Source organism: Agrobacterium sp. 22-226-1 (genome assembly GCF_053522345.1).
Genome location: NZ_JBNWCP010000025.1, coordinates 13,854 through 36,969 on the forward strand (window position 1 = coordinate 13,854; position 23,116 = coordinate 36,969).

The window sequence follows — 23,116 nt, forward strand, 5'->3', positions numbered from 1 at the left end:
ATGTCTGCAGTTCAAATCAACGATGTCGTCAAGCGCTACGGCGCTCTCGAAGTCGTCCACGGTATCAATCTTTCCATACAGCCGCAGGAGTTCGTTGTCCTCGTTGGTCCGTCGGGATGCGGAAAATCCACCACGCTGCGCATGCTCGCGGGACTGGAAGACATCTCGGACGGCACCGTTTCCATGGATGGCCGGGTGGTCAACAAGATCGCGCCGAAAGACCGCGATGTCGCCATGGTGTTCCAGAACTACGCGCTTTACCCCCATCTGAGCGTTGGGGAAAACATCGCCTTCGGCCTGCGTGTCAGGGGCGAGAAGCGGGCCGTCATCGACAAGGCCGTTGCCGAAGCCGCACAGATATTGGGGCTTACCGAATATCTGGCCCGCAAGCCGGCCGATCTTTCCGGCGGCCAGCGCCAGCGTGTCGCCATGGGCCGCGCCATCGTGCGCCGGCCGAAAATCTTCCTGTTCGACGAACCCCTCTCCAATCTCGATGCCAAGCTGCGCACACATATGCGTGCCGAGATCAAGCTGCTGCACAAGCGGATGCAGGCCACCAGCATCTATGTCACCCATGACCAGGTGGAGGCGATGACGCTTGCCGACCGCATCGTCATCATGAATGGCGGCCACATCGAACAGGTCGGCTCGCCGATGGAAGTTTTCCTGGAGCCGGCGAACACATTTGTCGCAAGCTTCATAGGCTCCCCGCCCATGAACCTCCTGGACGGCACGATTGAAAGCCATGACGGCCGTGTCACCGTTGTCCTCGGCGGTGGCTCCGGGCAGCGCTTCAACATTCCCGACGCCTTCGCGAAGAGCGCAGCGCACGGGCAGGCTGTCAAGCTCGGCGTGCGGCCGGAAATCATGTCGGTGGAGGCTGGCGACGGTCGTGACGTTCTTGATTGCAGCATCGACCTCGTAGAGCCTTTGGGCGCCGAAGCACTGCTGCATGGGAAGGCCGATGGTCAGCCATTTATCGCCAAAGCCGAAACGCTTTATGGTGACCATGCCCTTAACGGCGTCAACCGGCTTTCCATCGATACAGCACGCGTTCACGTCTTTGATGCGGCGACCGGAAGATCGCTCAAAACCCGGAGTGGAGGGCGTCCATGAAACAGGATTTTCAAGGGCGCCTTTACGACCTCCGGGAAGACATGCGCCGCGACTGGCAGCTCTACCTCTTGCTCGCGCCAATGCTCATCTGGTTTGCGGTCTTCCTCTACAAGCCCATGTACGGATTGGTCATCGCATTTAAGGATTTCTCGATCTTTCGCGGTATCGAAAAAAGCCCTTGGGTCGGGTTTGCAAATTTTGTGGAGCTTTTCCACAATGACATGTTCGTACGTTCCTTCTGGAACACCATTACCATCAGCGGCCTTGGCCTGATCTTCGCCTTTCCCGTCCCGATCATTCTTGCCCTGATGTTCAACGAGGTTCAAAGCGGCCTTGCCCGTCGCTGGGCGCAGACAGTCGTTTACCTGCCGCATTTCATTTCGGTGGTGATTGTCGCCGGCATCGTTATCAATTTCCTCTCGCCATCGATCGGCATCGTCAATCTTATGCTGAAAGGCCTTGGATTCGAACCGGTCTACTTCCTGACCCAGCCGGAATGGTTCCGTCCCGTCTACATCGGCTCTTCCGTGTGGAAAGAGGCAGGCTTCGAATCCATCGTCTATCTCGCCGCCATCGCCGGCGTGAGCCCGACGCTTTACGAATCCGCCCGGGTGGACGGCGCATCGCGCTGGCAGATGATGTGGCGCATTACCCTGCCCTGCATCCTGCCAACAATCGTGATCATGCTGATCATCCGCATCGGCAATCTGGTCGAAGTCGGGTTCGAATATATTATCCTGCTTTACCGTCCATCCACCTACGAGACGGCGGATGTCGTTTCCACCTTCATCTACCGCACCGGCCTGCAGGGCACGCAATACGATCTGGCGACAGCCGCCGGCCTGTTCAATGCGGTCATCGCTTTCGTCCTCGTCTATTCGGCAAATCGCATAAGCCGAAAAGTCTCGTCGACGTCGCTGTGGTGAGGAGCTGAAACATGGCGCACTTCAATCTCTATTCACGCGGCGACAGGATTTTCGGCTGGGCAAACGCCGCTCTTCTCGGCCTGTTCGTCCTGTCAACGCTCTATCCCTTCATCTATGTGCTGTCAGTCTCGCTCTCTTCGGGCGCTGCCGTCACCGCGGGCCGTGTCACGCTCTGGCCCGTCGATGTCACGCTCGCCGCCTATGACCGGGTCTTGTCTGACAGGATGTTCTGGGTCGCCTATGGCAACACCTTCATCTATACCTTCGGCGGCACGCTCATGAGCCTGCTGATCATGATCCCCGGCGCCTATGCCCTTTCGCGCAAACGCCTGCGTGGCCGCACCTTCTTCAACATCGCCATCGCGTTTACGCTCTGGTTCAACGCCGGCATGATCCCCTTCTTCCTGAACATGCGCGATCTCGGGCTTCTCGACAGCCGTTTCGGCATCATTCTCGGCTTCGCGGCCAACGCCTTCAACGTCATTCTGCTGCGCAATTTTTTCGAAGCCGTGCCGAAATCCTTCGAAGAGGCCGCCAGGATGGATGGCGCAAGCGAATTGCAGCTGCTGTGGAAGGTATTCATTCCGCTGTCGAAACCCGCAATCGTCACGGTCGCGTTGTTCTGCATCGTGTCGCGCTGGAACGGCTATTTCTGGGCCATGGTGCTGCTGCGCGGCGAAGAAAAAATCCCGCTTCAGGTCTATCTGAAGCGCGTGATCGTCGATCTCAACTCGAACGATGAATTCGCCTCGAGCCTGCTCACCGCCCACTATTCATTCGAGACGGTGACATCAGCGATCATGATCGCATCAATCATTCCAGTTCTCATCATTTACCCCTACGCGCAGAAGTACTTCACCAAGGGAATTCTGCTGGGCGGGGTCAAAGAGTAGCAGCACAAGGGAGGAGAACCTGTGAGAGCACTACGAAAAGGCGCGCCCCTACTGGCGTTGATGACAGCCGCAACCCTTTCCATGCCGGCATTGGCACAGGATACGGGCAAGATCACCGAAGACCCGCTGGAACTGACGATCCATTTCCACTTCCGCGACAAATACGTCTATTCGGAAAAATGGCCGGTGGAGCAAAAGGCCGCGGAAATAACCAACATCCACGTCCGCAATGTCGCATCGCTGGCGACCACCAGCAGCCGCGACGCGTTCAATCTTCTGATCGCCTCGGGCAACCTCCCGGACATCGTTGGCGGCGACGCCACCGGCGGCTTGAAGGAAGACTTCATCCGTTACGGGCTGGAGGGCGCTTTCATTCCGCTCGACGAGCTGATCGAGGAAAACGCCCCCAACCTCAAGGCATTCTTCGACAGTCACAAGGAAATCCGCAATGCGATTTCCGGACCGGACGGCAAGCTTTATTTCATTCCCTATGTTCCTGATGGCAAGTTCTCGCGCGGCTGGTTCATCCGCCAGGACTGGCTCGACAAGCTTGGCCTGAAGCAGCCGGAGACACCGGAAGAGGTCTATGAGGTCCTGAAAGCCTTCCGCGACAGGGACCCGAACGGCAATGGTCTCAAGGATGAAGTGCCTTATTTTGCCCGTGAGGAAATCGATGCTGTGCGCCTCATCAACCTTTGGGACGCACGTGTGTCCGGATCCGAGCGCTATGGCGACTTCGCGGTCTACGACGGGCAGTTGCGTCACCCGTGGGCGGAGGAAAACTACAAGACCGGCATTTCCAATGTCGCCAGGTGGTACAGGGAAGGCCTGATCGACAAGGAGATATTCACCCGCGGCTCCCGTTCGCGCGAATATCTGCTGGGCAACAATCTCGGCGGCATGACACATGACTGGTTTGCCAGCACTTCGACCTACAATGACGCCCTGTCGCCGAAAATTGCGGGCTTTGCGCTGAAGCCGATGCTGCCGCCCAGGACGGTTTCAGGTGAGCGTTTCGAGGATTCCCGCCGCCTGCGTGTCCAGCCTGTCGGCTGGGCTATTTCGGCAACCAACGAACACCCCGTCGAAACTATCAAATATTTCGACTTCTGGTTCTCGCAGCAGGGTCGCATCCTGTCTAACTTTGGCGTCGAGGGCCTCACTTACGAAATGGTCGACGGCAAGCCGCAGTTCAGGAAGGAAATCCTGGACAACAAGGATCCGGTCAATGCGCAGCTATGGGCAGTCGGTGCCGCGATCCCTCGCGGATACTGGATGGATTACGAATATGAGCGCCAGTGGACGAACAAGATCGCGCTTGAAGGCATCGACATGTACGAGAAGTGCAACTGCCTGAAGGACGAGTTCATGGGCGTTTCCCTGAACGCCGAGGAAAAGGCGACCTTTGACCGCTACTGGCCGGGCATCCTTACCTACATGACCGAGATGCAGCAGACCTGGATTCTCGGCGCGCAGGACGTCGATACCGGTTGGGACGCCTACAAGACGCGCCTCACTGCCCTTGGTTACGACGAGGTCATCAAGATGATGCAATCGGCCTACGACCGCCAGTACAAGGCGGCGCAATAAACGCTGCGACCACGGTGGCGGCTTTGTTGCCGCCATCCTTTCCCATCTGTTTTCACAGGAGTTAGAGCGCAATGCGTCCCTCTGCCCCGGCCATCTCCAGACAGACGCTTCTTGATGAACCCCGCACGGGCTCATTGACCATTGGCTATGAGCCGAGCGAAGAAGTACCGCCGACGGAGAACCCTCCGCGCTTTTCATGGTTACCCGATATCGACGACGGCGCGCGTTACGTGCTGCGCATCTCGACTGATCCCGGCTTTACGGGCAAAAAAACGCTCGTCTTCGAAGATCTCGCCTGGAATTTCTTCACCCCGGACGAAGCGCTGCCGGAAGGCCGTTATCACTGGTGTTATGCGCTTTGGGATCAGAAATCCGCGACGCAGGTCTCCAACTGGAGTACCGTGCGCATCTTCCAGATCGGTGCGTCACTGCCGAAGACGCCGCTGCCCGGCAGACAGGCGCGGCATGCCGCTGCCCATGCCAGCCACCCGAGGCTCTGGCTCAATCCGGAACAATTGAATTCCTTCTCGCAGGCCGTGGCAAAGGACCCCAACCATTGCGGCTGGTCCGAATTCTACGAAAAATCGGTAGAGCCCTGGCTTGAGCGGCCGGTGATGCCGGAGCCACAGCCCTATCCCGACAATATCCGCGTCGCGTCGCTCTGGCGGCAAATGTATATCGACTGTCAGGAAGTCATCTATGCCATCCGGCACCTGGCCATTGCCGGCCGTGTGCTCGGGCGCGACGATCTGCTCGACGCGTCCCGAAAGTGGCTGCTGGCCGTCGCCGGATGGGATCCGAAAGGCGCGACTTCGCGGGCCTACAATGATGAGGCGGGATTCCGTGTCGTCGTGGCACTCGCCTGGGGCTATGACTGGCTATACGACCATCTGGGCGAGGACGAGCGCGAGACTGTGCGGTCGGTTCTTCTCGAGCGGACGCGCGAGGTTGCCGACCACGTCATTGCGCATGCCCGTATCCACGTGTTTCCCTATGACAGCCACGCGGTGCGTTCGCTGTCGGCAGTCCTGACACCGGCCTGTATCGCGCTTCAGGGCGAAAGCGACGAGGCGGGCGAATGGTTCGACTACACCGTTGAATTCCTCGCCACACTCTATTCCCCATGGGCTGGCACCGATGGCGGCTGGGCGGAGGGGCCGCATTACTGGATGACTGGCATGGCCTATCTCATCGAGGCCGCCAATCTTATCCGTTCCTATATCGGTTACGACCTCTATCAGCGGCCGTTTTTCCAGAACACCGGACGCTTTCCGCTTTACACCAAGGCGCCGGGAACCCGCCGCGCCAACTTTGGCGACGACTCCACGCTCGGCGATCTTCCTGGTCTGAAGCTGGGTTACAATGTCCGGCAGTTCGCCGGCGTTACCGGCGATGGCCATTACCAATGGTATTTCGATCACATCAAGGCCGATGCGACGGGCACGGAAATGGCCTTTTATAATTACGGCTGGTGGGACCTGAACTTCGATGATCTCGTCTATCGCCACGATTATCAGCAGGTGGAAGCCGTCTCGCCTGGTGACTTGCCGGCACTCGCCGTTTTCGATGATATCGGTTGGGCGACCATCCAGAAGCATATGGAAGACCCGGAACGGCATCTGCAATTCGTCTTCAAATCCAGCCCCTACGGTTCGCTCAGCCACAGCCACGGCGACCAGAACGCCTTTGTGCTTTATGCCCATGGCGAGGATCTGGCGATTCAGTCGGGCCATTACGTGGCATTCAATTCGCAGATGCATCTGAACTGGCGTCGCCAGACACGGTCGAAAAATGCCGTGCTGATCGGCGGCAGGGGACAATATGCGGAAAAGGACAAGGCGCTCGCGCGCCGCGCCGCTGGCCGTATCGTCTCGGTTGAGGAAAAGCCCGGGCATATCCGCATCCTCGGCGATGCGACAGCTGCCTATCGTGTGGCAAACCCGCTGGTTCTAAAGGCCGAGCGCGAAATTCACTTTGTCAACGACAGCTACTTCGTGATTGTCGATGAGGTGGAATGCTCGGCCCCCCAGGAACTGCAATGGCTTTGCCACACGACAGGGGCACCGCAGACCGGCAGATCGAGCTTTCGCTACAATGGTGAAAAGGCGGGCTTTTATGGCCAATTTGTCTTTTCAGCGGCCGGCAAACCGCAGATCGCGGCCGTCGAAGGGTTTCCCGATATCGATCCCGGGGAATTCGAGGGCCTCGACAATCACCATCACGTTTGCGCCACGGTTCCGGCGGCCACCCGGCATCGGCTGGTCACCCTTCTGGTGCCGTACAGCCTGAAGGAACCGAAGCGCATCTTCAGCTTCATCGACGACCAGGGTTTTTCGACCGACATCTATTTCAGCGACGTCGATGACGAGCGTTTCAAGCTCTCCCTTCCCAAGCAATTCTGACCACACGAGGTTTTAAAATGCACCGTTTTACCAACAGGACCGTTTTTGTCGCCGGCGCGGGCCGGGATATCGGTCGCGCATGTGCCATCCGTTTCGCACAGGAAGGCGCCAATGTCGTTCTCACCTATAATGCTGCCGCCGAGGGCGCGGTCGCAGCCGTTGCCGACATCGAAAAACTTGGCCGTTCGGCTCTGGCGATCAAGGCGGATTTGACAAATGCAAGCGAAGTTTCGGCTGCGATTTCTGCCGCTGCGGACAGGTTCGGCGAAATTCATGGCCTCGTCCATGTTGCCGGCGGTCTGGTCGCCCGCAGGACAATTGCGGATATGGATGAGGCCTTCTGGCATCAGGTTCTCGACGTCAATCTGACATCGCTGTTCCTCACGGCCAAGGCCGCATTGCCCAAAATGGCAAAGGGCGGAGCAATCGTCACCTTCTCGTCGCAGGCCGGCCGGGATGGCGGCGGTCCAGGAGCCCTCGCCTATGCCACCTCCAAAGGTGCCGTGATGACCTTTACCCGCGGACTTGCCAAGGAGGTCGGCCCTGATATCCGCGTCAACGCCGTTTGCCCCGGTATGATCTCGACTACCTTCCACGACACCTTCACCAAACCCGAAGTGCGTGAAAGGGTGGCAGGCGCCACATCGATGAAACGGGAAGGCTCGAGCGAAGACGTTGCCGGTCTGGTGGCTTTCCTTGCCTCCGACGATGCCGCTTATATCACCGGTGCCTGCTACGACATCAATGGCGGCGTCCTCTTCTCCTGATATCAGGAAAAAACCATGTCCGTATCGTTACCAAGAGCGAGCCGGATTGCCGTTCTCGGCACTTCACTCGTCCAGCAGAACCATATTGGCAACGCAACCTCGCTTGCCACATCGTCCCGCGGCTGGATGAGCTGGGCCGAGGTATTGTCGCACGGCAGGCTTTGTTGCCCTGTCCACCATGATCCATCTGTGCCGCCCGGCTGGGAACCTGGCAATCGGCCGGGCGTCAGCCGGTTCTTTTCCGGTCTTAATTTCGGGGTTTCCGGCCAGAAGGCAATCGAGATCGAACGGCGGCTGCCGCGGCTGCTGCAATCGGATTTCGATCTGATCATCGTTGATGCCGGTACCAATGACATGATGGTGGAAACACGCCAGACAATTGCGGATATACGGGCGCGGATCGTTTCGGCTTTACTCAACGCGGGCAAGACCGTCATCCTGCTCCCGATCCTCGCCCGTGGCATTGGAAAATGGCCGGCTGGCGGTGCGGAGCGGGCAAAGGCGCACTGGATCAACCGGCAGGGTATCGAATTTGCTGCAGATCATGCCAATTGCCATGTCTTCGACTGGAACTCGGCCTGGGTCGATCCCGAAAGTGAATTTGGCGAGCCCTGTCCCGGCTACTCCGACGACGGCACCCATTTTGCGGTGACAGGCGCCTTTGCTGTCGGGAAGTTGCTTGCCACCTATCTTGAAACGATCGTGCCGCGCGCGCCGGCCCGTATCCTGGCGAAAGACGATCGTTTTGACCCGGTGGACAATCCGGCAGGCAATCTGGCGTCGGATTTTTCAGCCCTGACAGTCACGGAAACAGGTGAGCAAAGCCACCGCCTCGGCGGGAGGCTTGTCCATCCAGGGGCAGGCTTATGGGTTGAAGCCATATGCGATGTAGAGGTACCAGCGCACGAGGAGGTGTTCGGAATATCGCTCCGTCTTAAAGATATCGCAGCCGAAGGACAGGAGGCAGTGGCGCTTGCGCCTTTCCTTGCGGCGGACGGTACATTTTTTCCTTTTCCGGCGACCCGATGGTGCGGGGCGCTTAGAACTCCTCCCCTGAAACTCGGGCCAGGTGGAGCCCCTCCCGAACTTGTTTTCGATGTGATCCTGGGGCCCGGTTCTCGACCGATCGAAATTGACGTCACCCGCATCGAGGTTCGCCCTGTTTCAAGTCCGGTACGCCCATGAGACAATTCCAGGACAAACCACGGCTGTTGATTGCCATGCGCAACGAACTTCCCGAAGGTTTCTTTGGTTCGCGCGAATGGGCGCGGCTGAATGCCATTACCGACATCATCCCGGGTTTCCCCTATACGGATTTCGATACGGCCGCGGGTGCCGAAGCTCTGGCCGATGCCGATATCCTGCTCTCCGCCTGGGGCACGCCGTCCCTGACACGCGAGCGCCTCGCCCGTGCGCCAAAGCTCAGGATGGTTGCCTATGCCGCATCATCGGTGCGCACCGTCGCACCTGCCGAATTCTGGGAGACATCCGGTATCCTCATCACCACGGCGGCATCCGCCATGGCCGTGCCGGTTGCCGAGTTTACCTGTGCGGCAATCATCATGTGCGGCAAGGATGTGTTTCGTCTGCGAGACGAACATCGGGCAGAGCGCGGCACGGGCGGTTTTGGCAGCAGGCGTGGCATGAGGCTGCCCTATCTTGGCAATTATTCGCGCAAAGTCGGCATTGTAGGGGCATCACGGATTGGTCGGCTGGTCATGGAGATGCTGGCGCGCGGAAAATTCCAGATCGCCGTCTACGACCCTTTTATTTCAGCAGAAGACGCGGCCGCATTTGCTGCCACAAAAATGGAGCTCGACGAGCTTCTCGCCTGGTCCGATGTGGTCTCACTACACGCGCCAATCCTGCCCGAAACCCGCCACATGATTGGCGCCCGTGAACTGGCGCTGATGGCCGATCATGCGATCTTCATCAATACGGCACGCGGCTGGCTGGTGGATCACGATGCCTTGCTCGCTGAAGCAGTTTCAGGGCGTTTGCGTATTCTGATCGATACTCCGGAGCCGGAACCCCTGCCAACGGATAGCCCTTTCTACGATTTGCCCAATGTCGTGCTCACCCCGCATATTGCCGGGGCGTTGGGCAATGAACTGCGGGCGCTTTCCGACTTGGCCATCACCGAGATTGAACGTTTCGTCGCGGGACTTGCGCCGCTTCACCCGGTCCATAAGCGGGATATGGAGCGCATGGCATGAGAGCTTTCAATTATTGTTTTTCGACGCTCGGTTGCTCCGAACTCAGTCTGTGCGAAGTCGCCGATCTTGCAAAGCGCCATGGCACCACAAGCGTGGAATTGCGCGCGTTGTCCGGCACGATCGACCTGATCGCGGCGCTCGCTGCCGAGTTTGGCACCCCCGCCGGATTTGCAGCCTTCCTTATCGAACGCAATCTCAGGGTCGCCGCCCTGAACACTTCCTTTCGGTTGTTCGGCAGCGCCGACCTTTCCGCAATCGAGCCCTTCATTGCCTGGGCAGAAGCTGCCGACATCGCTTATCTGCGGATTTTCGACGGTGGCAGGCAACCGGGGCCGAAAGGGATGGCATGCGCATCGGCGCTGCTAAACGAATGGCAGGCCCTTCGGCAATCACGCGGGCTGAATGTCGATCTGATGATCGAGACCCACGATGCGCTCGCGGATTTCGGGCATCTTGTCTCCTTCATCGAGCATGTGCCGGCAGCACGGATATTGTGGGACACTCATCATACCTGGGTCAATGGCTCCGATCTCAAAACCCTTTGGAGTCGTATCGAAAGAAACGTCGTCCATCTGCACGTCAAGGACAGCACGACCGACAGCGATGGGCAACGGCGGTATGTATTGCCCGGCCACGGCGATTTTCCCATGGCGGAACTGCTTTCGATATTAAAATCGGATGAACGGCATATCCCCCTCAGTCTGGAATGGGAACGCCACTGGCATCCCGAACTGCCGTCACTGGATGATGCCATGAAGGCTGCACGCAGCTGGTGGAGACAAGGAGCTTTTTGATGCGGATAGCCGAAATTCAACTCACACCGGTCGCAATTCCAGACCGTCCACTGCTCAACTGCAAAGGTGTGCACCAACCGCATGCCCTGCGCACCATCATCGAAGTCGTATGCGATGACGGTACGGTTGGCCTCGGGGAAAGTTATGGAAGTATCAAGGCGCTGGAAGGGTTGCGACGCGCGGCTCCGGCACTTGTCGGACTGGATCCGTTTCATCTGCATGAATTGAAATCGCGTGTTTTCGCCGCCTTGCCGGGCGCTGGTGGCATCAATGCCAAGTCGGCTGTCGCTGATCACAAGCTCACGGATGTGGTTACTTCGGCCTTTGAAGTTCCCTGCCTCGATATTCAAGGCAAGATCCTTGGCCGCCCGGTGTGCGATCTCCTCGGCGGTGCTGTCCGGACGAGTGTCCCTTTCAGTGCCTATCTGTTCTTCAAGTTCGCGTCGCATATCGGCGAGGATCCGGACGAATGGGGGGAAATCCTGACACCTGACCAGATGGTTGGCGAAGCTCGCAGGATGGTCTCAAAATACGGCTTCCAGTCGCTGAAACTAAAAGGAGGCGTGCTCCACCCCGACCTTGAAATAGAAACAGTGCTGAAACTTCGGGAAGCTTTCCCGCGCCATCCTTTGCGCATTGACCCAAACGGCGCCTGGACCGTCGAGACTGCAATCTATGTGGCGCGCAAGCTCGAAAACGTTCTGGAATATCTGGAGGATCCTGTCCTGGGCATGGACCAGATGGCGCAGGTGGCCGCCGCAACCTCAATCCCCCTCGCGACGAACATGATCGTACTCGAGTTCGATCACATTGCCGCTGCCTTTAAGAAAAAGGCAGTGAATATTGTTCTTTCCGACCATCATTACTGGGGTGGACTTCGGGCCTCGTCTCATCTTGCAAAAATCTGCGAAGTGCTGGACCTTGGCCTTTCCATGCATTCGAACTCACATCTGGGGATCACCCTCGCCGCGATGGTCCACGCCGCTGCCGCGACACCAAACCTTACCTTCGACTGCGATACGCACTACCCATGGACCGCTACCGACGTAACCGAGGGAACGCCCTTCACTTTCCGCAACGGGAAACTTGACTTGCCGGCAAACCCGGGGCTTGGCGTATCACTGGACAGAAAAAAACTCGCGTCTCTTGCTGCACTTTATGAGAAAAGCAGTTCGAAGGAACGCGACGACACGGCATACATGAAGCTGTTTGATCCGCGATACGAGAGACTTGTGCCACGCTGGTGAGGTTGCCTCGGGCTTGCCAGCGTCACAAATCGCAACGCGTCCGGACGAGACATGTCTTTGGTCGCGAACATACAACCATGCTTTTGTGAACCCTGTGGGTTGATTTGACTTTATCCCGTCGGAACTGGCAACCGCCTGCTCCGTTAGTGCTTCGCATGAGAGGGGACCAGGACATGAACAACTTCGGACTCTATTATTGGCCAGTTCCGTTTCGAGGCCAGTTCATTCGGGGAATTCTGGCGTATCGCGGGTACTCCTGGGTCGAACACGCTGTTGATGCGGTCGAAGAGATGATGGGCCGTGAGCCGGGAAAACAGCCGGTCGCCTTCATGGGACCGCCGGTCTTGATTGACCGCGAACGAAGTTTTGCAATTTCCCAGATGCCTGCGATCGCCATGTATCTCGGTGAGCGGCTGGATCTCCTGCCGCAAACCTTCGAGGGCCGCGCGATCACGGCCAAACTCGTGAATGATGCCAACGACGTTCTTGACGAATTGACGCTCGACGGCGGGCGCGAGATGTGGACGCCGGAAAAGTGGGATAAGTTCGTTCCGCGTTTGCAGAAGTGGGTGCGCATTTTCGAGGATACCGGAACAAGGCACGGCCTGGCGGATACCGGCTTTTTGCTCGGAACAGAAAGCCCCGGCGTCGCAGATATTGTGACCGCAATTCTCTGGGGGACGATGGCTGACCGCTTCCCGACTATCAGGCGGATTATAGAGGACACGTCGCCAATCATTCGGAGCTTTTCAACGCGGGTGGGTGGTACGACGCCTCTTGAAGACCTGAGCCGCCGGAGTTTTGAAAACTACGGTGAAGCCTATTGCGGCGGCGAGATCGAGATATCCCTTCGAAAGGTGGCTGGTTGACCTTGCTTATGGCGAATTTCTGCAGACAGGGAAACTGTCCATGCCGGACCTCGTCGCGAGAGCCAGTCGCTGCCGAATGGGCGAACGCCTACAGCGCCACCTTTTATTGCAGCTATAAGCCCGTTCGGCACTCTGTTCATCGAACGCGCATCCCATTCACTGCCGGGTCACACCCCTTGATAACGGCTTTCCCCTGAAATCTTCCAGGCATTGAGCGGCCGGGTGACGACGTGGGCCCGGCTTTTGTCCGAACAGGTCATCATGCCGGACAGTCGTCAGCCGAGCAAGCGCCGCCAGCCATGTTCCTGTTCAGGCCCCGGCGCCAACCTCGATTTGACAGACTAAACGGATTGTCGGGCAGCCAAAGGCCGCCCGGATTGCTGCGCTTGAACAGGTCTGCCCAGGCAGTCCATCCACTACGGTGCATCCGCTGTGCGTGATGCGCATTCCTGTTTTCCCGCTCTACGATGCTTCGTTGGCCTCGCCAATGGGCAAGCAGGCTCGCGCCTGTCCGTCGATCAGAAAACCGGCTTTCAGCGCCGTGCGCCGAACCTTCCGGTTTTCAGCCTGCCGGACCCATGACCAGCCCCACGGACCACCGGGTAGCGGGCTTCGCCCTTTCCCCTTCGTTCCGGCGAATGTGAGAGCACATCCACCGGGACGGTGGGTAAAGGCTTCGCCCACTGCGGGGCTTGCTCCGGAACCGTGGCAACAATGGAGAGCCTGTCATGACCGTATATACCAGCACTGCACGTTTCGATAACGGGCGCGTCTTGTCCGAGGATGAAATGCGCAAGACCGCGCCGTCGATCTTCGCAAATTCGGCACACGAAAGCAGATCGGAGCGCTTCCGGCCAATTCCGACAATCGAGATCCTGCGCGGCCTGAAGAACGAAGGCTTCGTTCCCGTCGGTGTAAAACAGTCTTCCAGCCGGACAGAGGGCAAGGCGGACTTTACCAAGCATCTCATTCGGCTTCGGCGCGTCGATGACGGCAAGGTCTACAATGTCGGCGATACTGTTTGCGAAATCCTCCTGAAGAACGCCAATGACGGCACCAGTGCCTATGAATTGATGGCTGGCCTCTTCCGGATTCGTTGCCTGAATTCGCTCGTTACGCAGACCGGCACTATCGAGGAAATCAAGGTGCGTCATTCCGGCGACGTGCAGGCAAAGGTCATCGATGGGACTTATACCGTACTGAAATCCGCCGAAAACGCGCTGGTGGCGCCACAGGACTGGTCAAACATGCGCCTCAGCCGGGAGGAAAAGCAAATCCTTGCGGAGGGGGCTCATCTGTTGCGCTTCGGCGACGCCGAAGGAGAGACGAAAACCGCGATCAGGCCCGACCAGCTCCTTGCAAATCGCCGCAGCAGCGATGTTGGCGACGATCTCTGGACAACATGGAACGTGGTGCAGGAAAACGCTCTCAAGGGTGGTATCCGCGCCGTGGGCCACGACGATTTCGGACGCCGCAGGCGTGTCACATCCCGCGCTGTTACGGGCATCGATCAGGACATAAAGCTCAACAAGGCGCTCTGGCTTCTCGGAGCCAGAATGGCCGGGTTGAAAGGCGCACGATGATGCGCCCCGCCTCATCACTCTCATCGGCGAGGCTCTTCAATTGCTGCACGGCCCTGGAAGAGCCGGACTGGACCCGGTTCAGTAATCTGGAGCTTGGAGGCTGCATTGATGCAAATGAAGAGGGCGCGGACGAAATCTGCATCGAGGGTGGACATTCTCGCAACGAAGCTTCGTTCTTCACAATTTATGGACACTTAAGAGAAGGCGGATGTGAAGCCATCACCGATTGTGCCGACTTCGACAGCGCAAAGCGTGTTGCCTCCCGTCTTTGCGCCCTGAGTGGGTTGACGCTTGAAATTGTTTGCTAGATGACACGAATGGCAACGCCGGAGATGCGGCGGAACCACAGGCCGGGTTTTGCGAGGAACCCGGCCGCTTTCGAAGGGCTCCCCTGACGCCCCGCCCCTCGAACTCCCGGCCCACCCCTTTGGTGCAAAGCGCATACGCCCCGAATCCCCTCGCTTCTTCCGCGAGAATAAAGGGGCGCAGCCAGAACCGGCTCTCCACAGGACCGTGGCGATGGCAGAGGCTTCCGGTCGCAATCGCGGCCGATCATCCCTCTTTTTGAATCTGGAAAATATAACAAAACCCAGGTTTGTTGCGTTGCTTTATATACGTTCCGGGTCGCCTTGATGGTGGACGGGTCGCCAAAACACCCCAGAGCGATAGCGACACGATGTGGTCAAAACTCCTGGATCCGGTAGACCGTAGACCCGCAACCGGGGGCAGAAGCGGAACTCCAGCTTCTTCCGCTATCGTCCCGGTGTAAAAAAAGCCTGATGTTTACCGGACGCTGTCACCTGTCCGGCCTCGCAAAACACGACGACACTCAACGCGGAGCCGGTGCGATATCGGCGCTCCTGGCAGTGGCAAACTGAAACCCTGAGCAGCTCGCCGCTCGCTGTCACTGACAGCTGTACACCTGGGCATTAAGCCAAACGCGTGATGTCGCCTCCGGCTCCCGTTCTTTCGACGCCGAGGATATTTAGAAGTCCTCAAAGGCAGGCAACAGCAGTAAAACTAGAGATTTGTCTGCCTTCTGATAAGGCCGAATTATTTGCCGCAATTGCGACCAGGGAGCACGAACAGGGCGCCACTGATTTTTCGGGGCTTTCGCGGTTTCAGCGTCCGGCTTCCTCGAGACGGTTTCCGGGTGTCGCGTTTGGACCTGCAGGTTTGTGCGCGAAGATGAGCCCCTGGTCTGCTGGAGCATGGAGCGCCAGGGTCGCGATTCGTGCTGGCAACGATATCGACTGCATGTCAGGCAGAGACGAACATTGCGAGTTGCGTGTCACCATCGTTTGCGCATTGACAGCGCGTGGCATGGAATGCAGCGAGCCGCTTTCCGTCACGCGATGGCAAGGAATGCCACCGTCATCTTTCACCCTTGAAGCTCCAGGCGCCCGTCTGCGGGCTCGATGAGGCATGTCTGACCGGAGAACGGCGTCGCCTCGATCGTCTTCCCGCAACGGCCATCCGAAACCTTCTTCCCCTGGCGGTGATACCGCCATTCCTCGCGCGGCAACAAGGTTCCTTCCCGCCGCCCTCCATTCAATTCCGGCCCTTTGGGTGCGGTCCGATCGTCACCGGTCATTGCGACAGCCATCGAGGCCGCAATGGTGCGGCCCGAAACAGCAAAAGGAACATGACAATGGCTTCCATAGGCACCTTCACTTCCACCGAAAACGGCTTCTCGGGTTCAATCCGCACGCTGGCTCTCAACATCAAGGCCCGCATCACCCGCATGGAAAATCCCTCCGACAAGGGCCCTCACTTCCGCATCTACGCAGGCAATGTCGAGCTCGGAGCAGCCTGGCAGAAAATCTCCGAACAAGGCCGCGACTACCTCTCGGTCAAGCTGGACGACCCAAGCTTCCCCGCTCCGATCTATGCCACGCTGGCCGAAGTCGAAGGCGAAGAAGGTCTCCAGCTGATCTGGTCTCGCCCCAACCGCGACTAAAGCCCAGGAGGCTCCGCCCACCGGGCGGGGCCTCTTCTGCCAAAGCGAGAAGCCGGTGACGGCTTCAACCGCGCACCCACCTGTCAGCAGAGAGGCCTCGGGGTTCCGGTCAACCGCGATCTATAGCCACGGGCCCTTTTTTGACGCGTCAGATCGAGAAAAAGTCTGACGGCCTCTTCCTCCCGCTCAAAATGATGAACCATCACTTGTCCCGTCGTTCCAATTCTTCCCCACCGCCTAGTCAGGCAGGCGTCCCCAAACAGCGACAGGGAAATCTGAAGCGCGTAGAAGCGGGCCATGTTCCTCGCCGTGTCAATTCGCTCGATATAGATTTGATAGGGCTGCTTGATCATGTTGGCATCATCGTCAGATGCCATCTGCGCGTCCAACGACATATTTGAATCGAAGGACTGCGACTGATTCATCTGTGTGATGAATGGGCCGAACAAGGCGCTGACGACAGGCGGATCCGGTCCATGCTCCCCCGGGGGCACTTCACCGGTCTCCGCCCCGTCGGTCGCGATACGCGGGCGGCAGCGTGCGCCCCGCCGGACATGCTGTCGTGAGATATCCTGAGGTTTAGTGCAATCGGCACTGGAGGCGCGCCTTTGCCAGGAGCAGCATTGTTCCACTTTTGGGACGCTGCGGGCACCGGTAAAATCCGGTTACACAAATTACCCCTTGCCCTTGCAGTCCCTGCCGGATTGGTCGGTAGGTGACCGGTCGTTCGCGGTCGGGTGAAACCGGTTCGAACTGACGCACGCCTTCATATCGTCACGCCGGAACCAGATGGCGCGACCGCATCTGAGCGGCGCATTGCCGGCCGTAAATACGATCTGCTCGTCGGCTCGCATGCGCAGAACCTCGTGCGCCTGGATCAGCGGTCGCGCCGCGAGTTGCTTGGAGCGCGTCCGCGACAATCCCTTTGCCTGGGAACTGCTGGTGATCCTGTCGATCTCGACGGTGGTAATGCCGCTGCGTTTCGATATATATTCGGCTGTCTCCGGATCGTTGATCGCGGCAAAAGAAATCCAGCTGGCACTTTCGAACCATTTGCTTGCCGCATCGCGCCCGCCATAGGTCTCGCGCATCTGGCCGATGGACTGATAGATCATCGTGAGCGTGATTCCGTATTTGCGGCCGGCGTCGCGCGCGGTTTCGAGGATCCGCATGTAGCCCAGGAGCGCGACCTCATCGAGGAGAAACAGGGCGCGACTTTTGATCTGTCCGTCGCGATTGTAGATCGCGTTGAGAAGCGAGCCGATGATGACTCGCACAAGACCCGAGTGGGTCTCCAGTGTCTTCAGGTCAATGTTGATAAAAATGTCGGTATCGCCCGCGGCTATTTTGCGGGTGGAGAATGTTGTCCCGGACACGAGGGCCGCGTACGTGGGATAGGACAGCCAGTGCGTTTCCTTGACTGCATTGGCATAGACGCCTGAGAAGGTTTCTGGTGTCATGTTGACGAAGGCGGCGACATTCTCCTTCACGAAATTCGAGCCTGATTGGCTGTAGATGACCTGAAGTTGCTCTCGTAACGTCTGCTCCGGTACGGAAAGGTTTTTCCGTACCTGTCGGAGGGTTTGGTTCCTCTTTTCCGTGTGGCCGGAGAGGCAAACGTCAGCAATCATGGCCGTGAGCAACTGCAGGGCCGATGCGCGAAAGAAATCGTCGCGGGCGCCTCGCGCGCCGCCACTGTCGCTCATTATCCACGATGCGACAGAGGCAATATCTTCTTCCTTGGTTCCACCGAAGTCGCCGATCCAGTCGAGGACGTTGAAGCCGATGTCAGGCACCTTCGGATCAAGCACCAACACATCCCTTCCCGCATTGTGGCGATGTGCAAAGACCATCGGGGCGACCTCCTTCGATGGGTCCAGAGCGATCAGCGTGCCATTCCATTTCATGGCCGTGGGGATCGTCACAGACGTCGTCTTGAAACCGCCGGAGCCGGCGAAGACAATTCCGTGCGACGAGCCGAACGAACCGTCGAAGCATAAGAGCGGCGACTTGCCGCCGGCGCCCCATGTCTCCGGGCTGTCAGCTCGAAACGCACGGCCAGCTACGTTGTCCTTGTCGACCCGATAGCGTTCGCCGATGACAATGCCGCCGGCCTCGGGAAACAGCTGCGCAGCTTCCCTGAGCTTCATCCAGTCCGCTTCGCCGTGGAGTGACCGCTTTCCTTGAATGCGCTTCGGCTCAGCCCTCGCAAACGCCGCATTGCCGATGAACGCGACGCGGAGCGCAAAGCAGGTGCATATGAGCGCCATGCCTGCTCCGGTCGAGGTTGCCGGATCGAGATAGGTAAAGACCGTCGTGTCAGCGGGCAGCGTGCTCGTGAAAGCGGCAAGGCGTATCGTTTCGCGCGTGGCTGCGATCAGGATCGTCCCGGCAGATCCGGCAACGACGCCCCAGCCTGCCTGCTTGATGTTGATTGAGCCAGCAGTCGCGAACAGGAGCGCCATGCCGATCGCCGCGCTGACGACATATGGCAAGGCTATGCCTGCCCGTCCCAATGCGAGCCTTGCGGTGCCTGTCTTGCCGAAACCGGCAAGCCATTCTTCAATGCCGGTCATTCCAACGGCGATCAGGATCATCAGCGTCGCCGGCACGACCACAAGAACAACTCTAGTGATCGTCATTGCCAAAGGCCTCCACTCCGATTGCGGTGAGTCTTGCACGTTCGCCCTCGTCGTCCCTGATCCGGCGCGAAACATCGATCAGTGCGCCAAGCAGCAGCGCGCGCTTCTGGTAGCGCAGTCCAGCCTTTACGATCAGACCGCCGAGTTCGATCTTGTCGCGTGTGTCCTTCTTGCGTGCATCTGCAGACATTGTTTTTGCCATCCGCTCAAACCTCGCCATTGCTGCCCGCATCCGCGCGAGACGGGAGCGTCGCTGCAGGCGCCTGTCCTCCACCGCCGCCTGCGCCCGTCCTGCCGGCCCCCTCGCCTTCGCGAAATCGTTCGGCCAGTTGCTCAAACGCTGACTGAAGCTCGGCCTCGTCGATCTCGATCTCGCCAAGGCCCGCCTTGAGCGCAATTTTGCCGATCCGCTCGGCTTGTCTGGTCTCGGCAGCCCTGAGCTGTTCCTGCAGCCTGGCAATTTCGTCGCGTATTCTCGAGGCAGGTTTTTTCATGTCCGGTTGTCTCCATGGCTGGAAAAGCTTGTCTTTCAAAACCAGTCTTTCCGAACGGAGTGCGCGACGCACTACTGTGAATCCTGCAATCGCCAAGGCGCAAGCTTTGGTGAATGATCCCGACGGTCCGATGGAGCGGATCCGAAGGGCGCAATTATACGTCGCTGCCGCGACGTCCCGATTGCGGCCCTGGCGGGGCCGCCGCTCCTGACGGAACCATCTATTTCGTTTGAAACCGGGAAAGATTTCGTCGTGGCCGTTCCCCACTTTTCCGTCAGCGTCGTCGCCCGTGGCTCCGGCCGCAGCGCCGTGCTGTCGGCCGCCTACCGACACTGCGCGAAGATGGAGTACGAGCGGGAAGCACGGGTCATCGATTACACCCGCAAACAGGACCTGCTGCACGAGGAGTTCGTCGTGCCGGCCGATACACCGGAGTGGTTGCGCTCGATGATTGCAGCTCGATCGGTCGCACTCAGGTCCGAAGCCTTCTGGAACAAGGTCGAGGCGTTCGAGAAGCGCGCCGACGCCCAACTCGCCAGGGACGTTACGATCGCACTGCCGATCGAGCTGACTGCGGGGCAGAATATCGCGCTTGTGCGTGACTTTGTTGAGCGACATGTCACGGCGAAAGGGATGGTTGCGGACTGGGTCTATCATGATGCTCCAGGCAACCCGCATGCTCATCTGATGACGACATTGCGGCCGCTGGCCGAGGACGGATTCGGTTCAAAGAGGATCCCGGTAACAGGCCCGGACGGCAAGCCGATGCGCAACGACGCCGGAAAGATTGTCTATGAACTTTGGGCCGGCAGCGTCGATGACTTCAACGCGTTTCGGGACGGGTGGTTCGCCTGCCAGAACCATCATCTGGCGCTGGCCGGATTCGATGTCCGTATCGATGGTCGCTCCTTCGAAAAGCAGGCCGTCGATCTTGAACCAACCATTCACCTTGGTGTCGGCACCAAGGCCATAGAGCGCAAGCGCGAACAATCCGGCCGCAAGCGGGAGGCCTTCCCTTCCAGGCTCGAACGCATCGAAATTCAGGATGCGCGCCGAGTTGAGAATACGCGACGCATCCAGCGACGTCCCGAGATCGTGCTCGACCTGATCACGAGGGAAAAGAGCGTCTTCGACGAGCGCGACGTGGCAAAGGTCCTTTACCGGTACATCGACGATGGCGGGCTTTTCCAAAGCCTGATGGTGAGGATCCTGCAAAGCCCGCAAGCGCTTAGACTTGAGCGCGATCGGATCAATCTGGCGACGGGCACCAGGTCACCAGCGAAATATACCACACGTGAGATGATCCGGCTTGAAGCCGGGATGGCCAGCCGCGCAATCTGGCTCTCCGGCCGTGCCTCCCACGGTGTCCCCGGCACGGTGATCGAGGCGACATTTGCCCGCCACTCGCGCCTGTCAAGGGAGCAGCAGACCGCGATCGAGCACGCAGCAGGCGCCGGGCGGATCGCGGTCGTTATCGGTCGCGCTGGCGCTGGCAAGACAACGATGATGAAGGCCGGGCGCGAGGCCTGGGAGGGAGCCGGTTATCGCGTCGTCGGCGGGGCCCTGGCGGGCAAGGCGACCGAGGGGCTGGAGAAGGAAGCAGGCATCCAGTCACGCACGCTGTCATCATGGGAGCTTCGCTGGAAGCAGGGCCGCGACCAGCTCGACAACAAGACAGTGTTCATTCTCGATGAGGCCGGCATGGTATCGTCACGGCAGATGGCGCTGTTCGTTGAAGCCGTAACAAGGGCTGGCGCCAAACTCGTCCTCGTCGGCGACCCCGAGCAGCTTCAGCCGATCGAGGCGGGTGCCGCGTTCCGTGCCATTGCCGATCGAACAGGCTATGCCGAACTTGAGACGATCTATCGCCAGCGGGAACAGTGGATGCGCGATGCCTCGCTCGATCTCGCTCGTGGTAATGTTGGCAAGGCTGTCGACGCTTACACCGCTCATGGTCGAATGATTGGATCGAGATTGAAGGACGAAGCGGTCGAAAGCCTCATTGCTGCCTGGGACCGTGACCACGACCCCTCGAAGACCAGCCTGATCCTCGCACACCTCCGTCGCGACGTCCGAATGCTCAACGACATGGCGCGCGCCAGACTGGTCGAACGCGGCGTCGTTGCGGACGGTTTTTCGTTCACGACAGAGGATGGAGTCCGGATGTTCGCCGCTGGCGACCAGATCGTGTTCCTCAGGAACGAGGGAAGCCTCGGCGTCAGGAACGGCATGCTCGCAAGGGTGCTTGAAGCCGTACCCGGCCGAATCGTGGCGGAGACCGGTGAGAGTGAATTCCGCCGGCGGGTTACGGTTGAGCAGCGTTTCTACAACAGCCTCGATCACGGTTACGCCACCACAATTCACAAGGCCCAGGGTGCCACGGTCGATCGGGTCAAGGTCCTCGCGTCGCTCTCGCTGGACCGACATCTCACTTATGTCGCCATGACGCGTCATCGCGAGGATCTCGCCGTTTATTACGGCAATCGCTCCTTTGCGAAAGCCGGAGGTCTTGTCCCGATCCTGTCGCGCCAGAACGCCAAGGAGACGACACTCGACTATGAGAACGCGTCGTTCTATCGGCAGGCTCTTCGCTTCGCCGAAACACGGGGCCTGCACCTTGTGAATGTCGCCCGGACGATCGCTCGGGATCGCCTCGAATGGACACTCCGGCAGAAACAGAAACTCGTCGATCTCGGTGCCCGTCTTGCCGCCATCGGCCGCGCACCAGGGCTGCTTCGCGGCAGCAAAAACCAATCCATCCCCGATACAATAAAGGAGGCCATGCCCATGGTGTCAGGCATTACGATCTTCCCGAAGTCACTCGAGCAAGCGGTCGAAGACAAGCTCGCTGGCGATCCCGGTCTGAAGAAGCAGTGGCAGGATGTGTCAAGCCGCTTTCATCTCGTGTACGCCCAACCGGAAGCTGCCTTCAATGCAATCAATGTAGACGCGATGATCATCGACCAGTCGGTCGCGAAGTCCACCCTTGCCAGGATTGCCGGTGAGCCCGAAAGCTTCGGCGCGCTAAAGGGAAAGACTGGTCTTCTGGCCAGTCGCGTGGAAAAGCAAAAGCGTGAAACGGCCATTGCCAATGTGCCCGCGCTCGCCCGAAACCTGGAGCGCTACCTTCGCGAACGGGCTGAGGCCGAGCTGAAACATGAGAGAGAGGAGCGAGCGGTTCGCCTCAAGGCGTCGATTGATATTCCGGCGCTCTCCCTGGCGGCGAGCGAGACCCTGGAGCGCGTTCGTGACGCAATCGATCGTAACGATCTTTCGGCGGGACTAAGATACGCGCTTGCAGATGGTACGGTAAAGGTCGAACTCGAAAGGTTCGCCGAGGCCATCGCCGAACGTTTCGGAGACCGCACTTTTTTGCCTCTTGCCGCAAAGGATACTGATGGCAAGACCTTCGAGTCCGTCACGGCTGGCATGACACCCGGCCAGAAGGCCGAGGTCCAGTCGGCCTGGAATTCGATGCGGACGATACAACAGCTTTCTGCACATGAACGTACGACCGAAGCCTTCAGGCAGGCCGAGACCATGCGGCAGACCCAGAGCCAGGGGCTTCCGCAGAAATGACGGCACGGGAAGGAGCGCGCAGAGCATTTGACCTGAAA

18 protein-coding genes and 1 pseudogene are annotated in these 23,116 nt (G+C 58.9%); 14 read left to right on the forward strand and 5 right to left on the reverse strand.

Features of this window, described 5'->3' with window-relative positions; all coding sequences use genetic code 11:
• From ACQZ5K_RS25505 to ACQZ5K_RS25560, 12 genes are all read left to right on the forward strand, one after another.
• Positions 1 to 1,116, forward strand: coding sequence for an ABC transporter ATP-binding protein (locus tag ACQZ5K_RS25505; protein ID WP_448741855.1), 1,116 nt, complete (start codon positions 1 to 3; stop codon positions 1,114 to 1,116).
• Positions 1,113 to 2,042 carry an ABC transporter permease gene (locus ACQZ5K_RS25510; RefSeq protein ID WP_448741856.1) on the forward strand — a complete coding sequence of 310 codons (930 nt, stop codon included), beginning with the start codon at positions 1,113 to 1,115 and terminating at the stop codon, positions 2,040 to 2,042. Before ACQZ5K_RS25505 ends, ACQZ5K_RS25510 begins: the two co-directional genes overlap by 4 nt.
• Positions 2,043 to 2,053: 11 nt before the next feature.
• Positions 2,054 to 2,935, forward strand: a complete 882-nt coding sequence (locus tag ACQZ5K_RS25515; protein ID WP_448741857.1) for a carbohydrate ABC transporter permease — start codon at positions 2,054 to 2,056, stop codon at positions 2,933 to 2,935.
• A 60-nt stretch (positions 2,936 to 2,995) separates the two neighbouring features.
• Positions 2,996 to 4,525: an extracellular solute-binding protein gene (locus ACQZ5K_RS25520; protein WP_448741885.1), complete on the forward strand. Its 1,530-nt coding sequence runs from the start codon at positions 2,996 to 2,998 to the stop codon at positions 4,523 to 4,525.
• Positions 4,526 to 4,596: 71 nt separating this feature from the next.
• Positions 4,597 to 6,927, forward strand: coding sequence for an alginate lyase (locus ACQZ5K_RS25525; protein WP_448741858.1), 2,331 nt, complete (start codon positions 4,597 to 4,599; stop codon positions 6,925 to 6,927).
• Positions 6,928 to 6,944: 17 nt separating this feature from the next.
• The gene (locus ACQZ5K_RS25530; RefSeq protein ID WP_448741859.1) at positions 6,945 to 7,694 is read left to right on the forward strand and encodes an SDR family NAD(P)-dependent oxidoreductase; all 750 of its coding nucleotides are present in this window, start codon (positions 6,945 to 6,947) and stop codon (positions 7,692 to 7,694) included.
• A gap of 15 nt (positions 7,695 to 7,709) precedes the next feature.
• Positions 7,710 to 8,879 carry an SGNH/GDSL hydrolase family protein gene (locus ACQZ5K_RS25535; RefSeq protein WP_448741860.1) on the forward strand — a complete coding sequence of 390 codons (1,170 nt, stop codon included), beginning with the start codon at positions 7,710 to 7,712 and terminating at the stop codon, positions 8,877 to 8,879.
• Entirely contained in the window at positions 8,876 to 9,910 is a 1,035-nt protein-coding gene (locus tag ACQZ5K_RS25540; protein ID WP_448741861.1) for a hydroxyacid dehydrogenase, read from the forward strand. The genes ACQZ5K_RS25535 and ACQZ5K_RS25540 overlap by 4 nt, the downstream gene beginning before the upstream one ends.
• On the forward strand, positions 9,907 to 10,704 hold the full coding sequence (locus ACQZ5K_RS25545; protein ID WP_448741862.1) for a sugar phosphate isomerase/epimerase family protein: 798 nt from the start codon (positions 9,907 to 9,909) through the stop codon (positions 10,702 to 10,704). The genes ACQZ5K_RS25540 and ACQZ5K_RS25545 overlap by 4 nt, the downstream gene beginning before the upstream one ends.
• Entirely contained in the window at positions 10,704 to 11,951 is a 1,248-nt protein-coding gene (locus ACQZ5K_RS25550; protein WP_448741863.1) for a glucarate dehydratase family protein, read from the forward strand. Before ACQZ5K_RS25545 ends, ACQZ5K_RS25550 begins: the two co-directional genes overlap by 1 nt.
• Before the next feature lie 173 nt (positions 11,952 to 12,124).
• Positions 12,125 to 12,820 carry a glutathione S-transferase gene (locus tag ACQZ5K_RS25555; protein WP_448741864.1) on the forward strand — a complete coding sequence of 232 codons (696 nt, stop codon included), beginning with the start codon at positions 12,125 to 12,127 and terminating at the stop codon, positions 12,818 to 12,820.
• A gap of 728 nt (positions 12,821 to 13,548) precedes the next feature.
• On the forward strand, positions 13,549 to 14,403 hold the full coding sequence (locus ACQZ5K_RS25560; RefSeq protein ID WP_448741865.1) for a DUF932 domain-containing protein: 855 nt from the start codon (positions 13,549 to 13,551) through the stop codon (positions 14,401 to 14,403).
• A 752-nt stretch (positions 14,404 to 15,155) separates the two neighbouring features.
• Here ACQZ5K_RS25560 and ACQZ5K_RS25565 read toward each other — a convergent pair.
• Positions 15,156 to 15,320, reverse strand: a pseudogene (locus ACQZ5K_RS25565) (GFA family protein); the annotation flags it as partial.
• A gap of 734 nt (positions 15,321 to 16,054) precedes the next feature.
• Here ACQZ5K_RS25565 and ACQZ5K_RS25570 point away from each other — a divergent pair.
• Positions 16,055 to 16,363, forward strand: coding sequence for a DUF736 domain-containing protein (locus ACQZ5K_RS25570; RefSeq protein WP_448741866.1), 309 nt, complete (start codon positions 16,055 to 16,057; stop codon positions 16,361 to 16,363).
• Between the two features lie 83 nt (positions 16,364 to 16,446).
• On the opposite strand, the gene ACQZ5K_RS25575 is transcribed toward ACQZ5K_RS25570, so the two are convergent.
• The 4 genes from ACQZ5K_RS25575 to traC form a co-directional block, all read right to left on the reverse strand.
• Complete coding sequence (locus ACQZ5K_RS25575; protein WP_448741867.1) at positions 16,447 to 16,740, reverse strand: WGR domain-containing protein; 294 nt, start codon at positions 16,738 to 16,740, stop codon at positions 16,447 to 16,449.
• Between the two features lie 297 nt (positions 16,741 to 17,037).
• Positions 17,038 to 19,005 carry a Ti-type conjugative transfer system protein TraG gene (traG, locus tag ACQZ5K_RS25580; RefSeq protein WP_448741886.1) on the reverse strand — a complete coding sequence of 656 codons (1,968 nt, stop codon included), beginning with the start codon at positions 19,003 to 19,005 and terminating at the stop codon, positions 17,038 to 17,040.
• Positions 18,992 to 19,207 (reverse strand): type IV conjugative transfer system coupling protein TraD, encoded by a 216-nt coding sequence (traD, locus tag ACQZ5K_RS25585; RefSeq protein WP_448741868.1) that lies wholly within the window; start codon positions 19,205 to 19,207, stop codon positions 18,992 to 18,994. The genes traG and traD overlap by 14 nt, the downstream gene beginning before the upstream one ends.
• Positions 19,208 to 19,211: 4 nt before the next feature.
• Positions 19,212 to 19,499 carry a conjugal transfer protein TraC gene (gene traC, locus ACQZ5K_RS25590; protein ID WP_448741887.1) on the reverse strand — a complete coding sequence of 96 codons (288 nt, stop codon included), beginning with the start codon at positions 19,497 to 19,499 and terminating at the stop codon, positions 19,212 to 19,214.
• 252 nt (positions 19,500 to 19,751) lie between these two features.
• On the opposite strand from traC, the gene traA reads away from it, so the two are divergent.
• Positions 19,752 to 23,078 (forward strand): Ti-type conjugative transfer relaxase TraA, encoded by a 3,327-nt coding sequence (gene traA, locus ACQZ5K_RS25595; protein WP_448741869.1) that lies wholly within the window; start codon positions 19,752 to 19,754, stop codon positions 23,076 to 23,078.
• Positions 23,079 to 23,116: the final 38 nt, after the last annotated feature.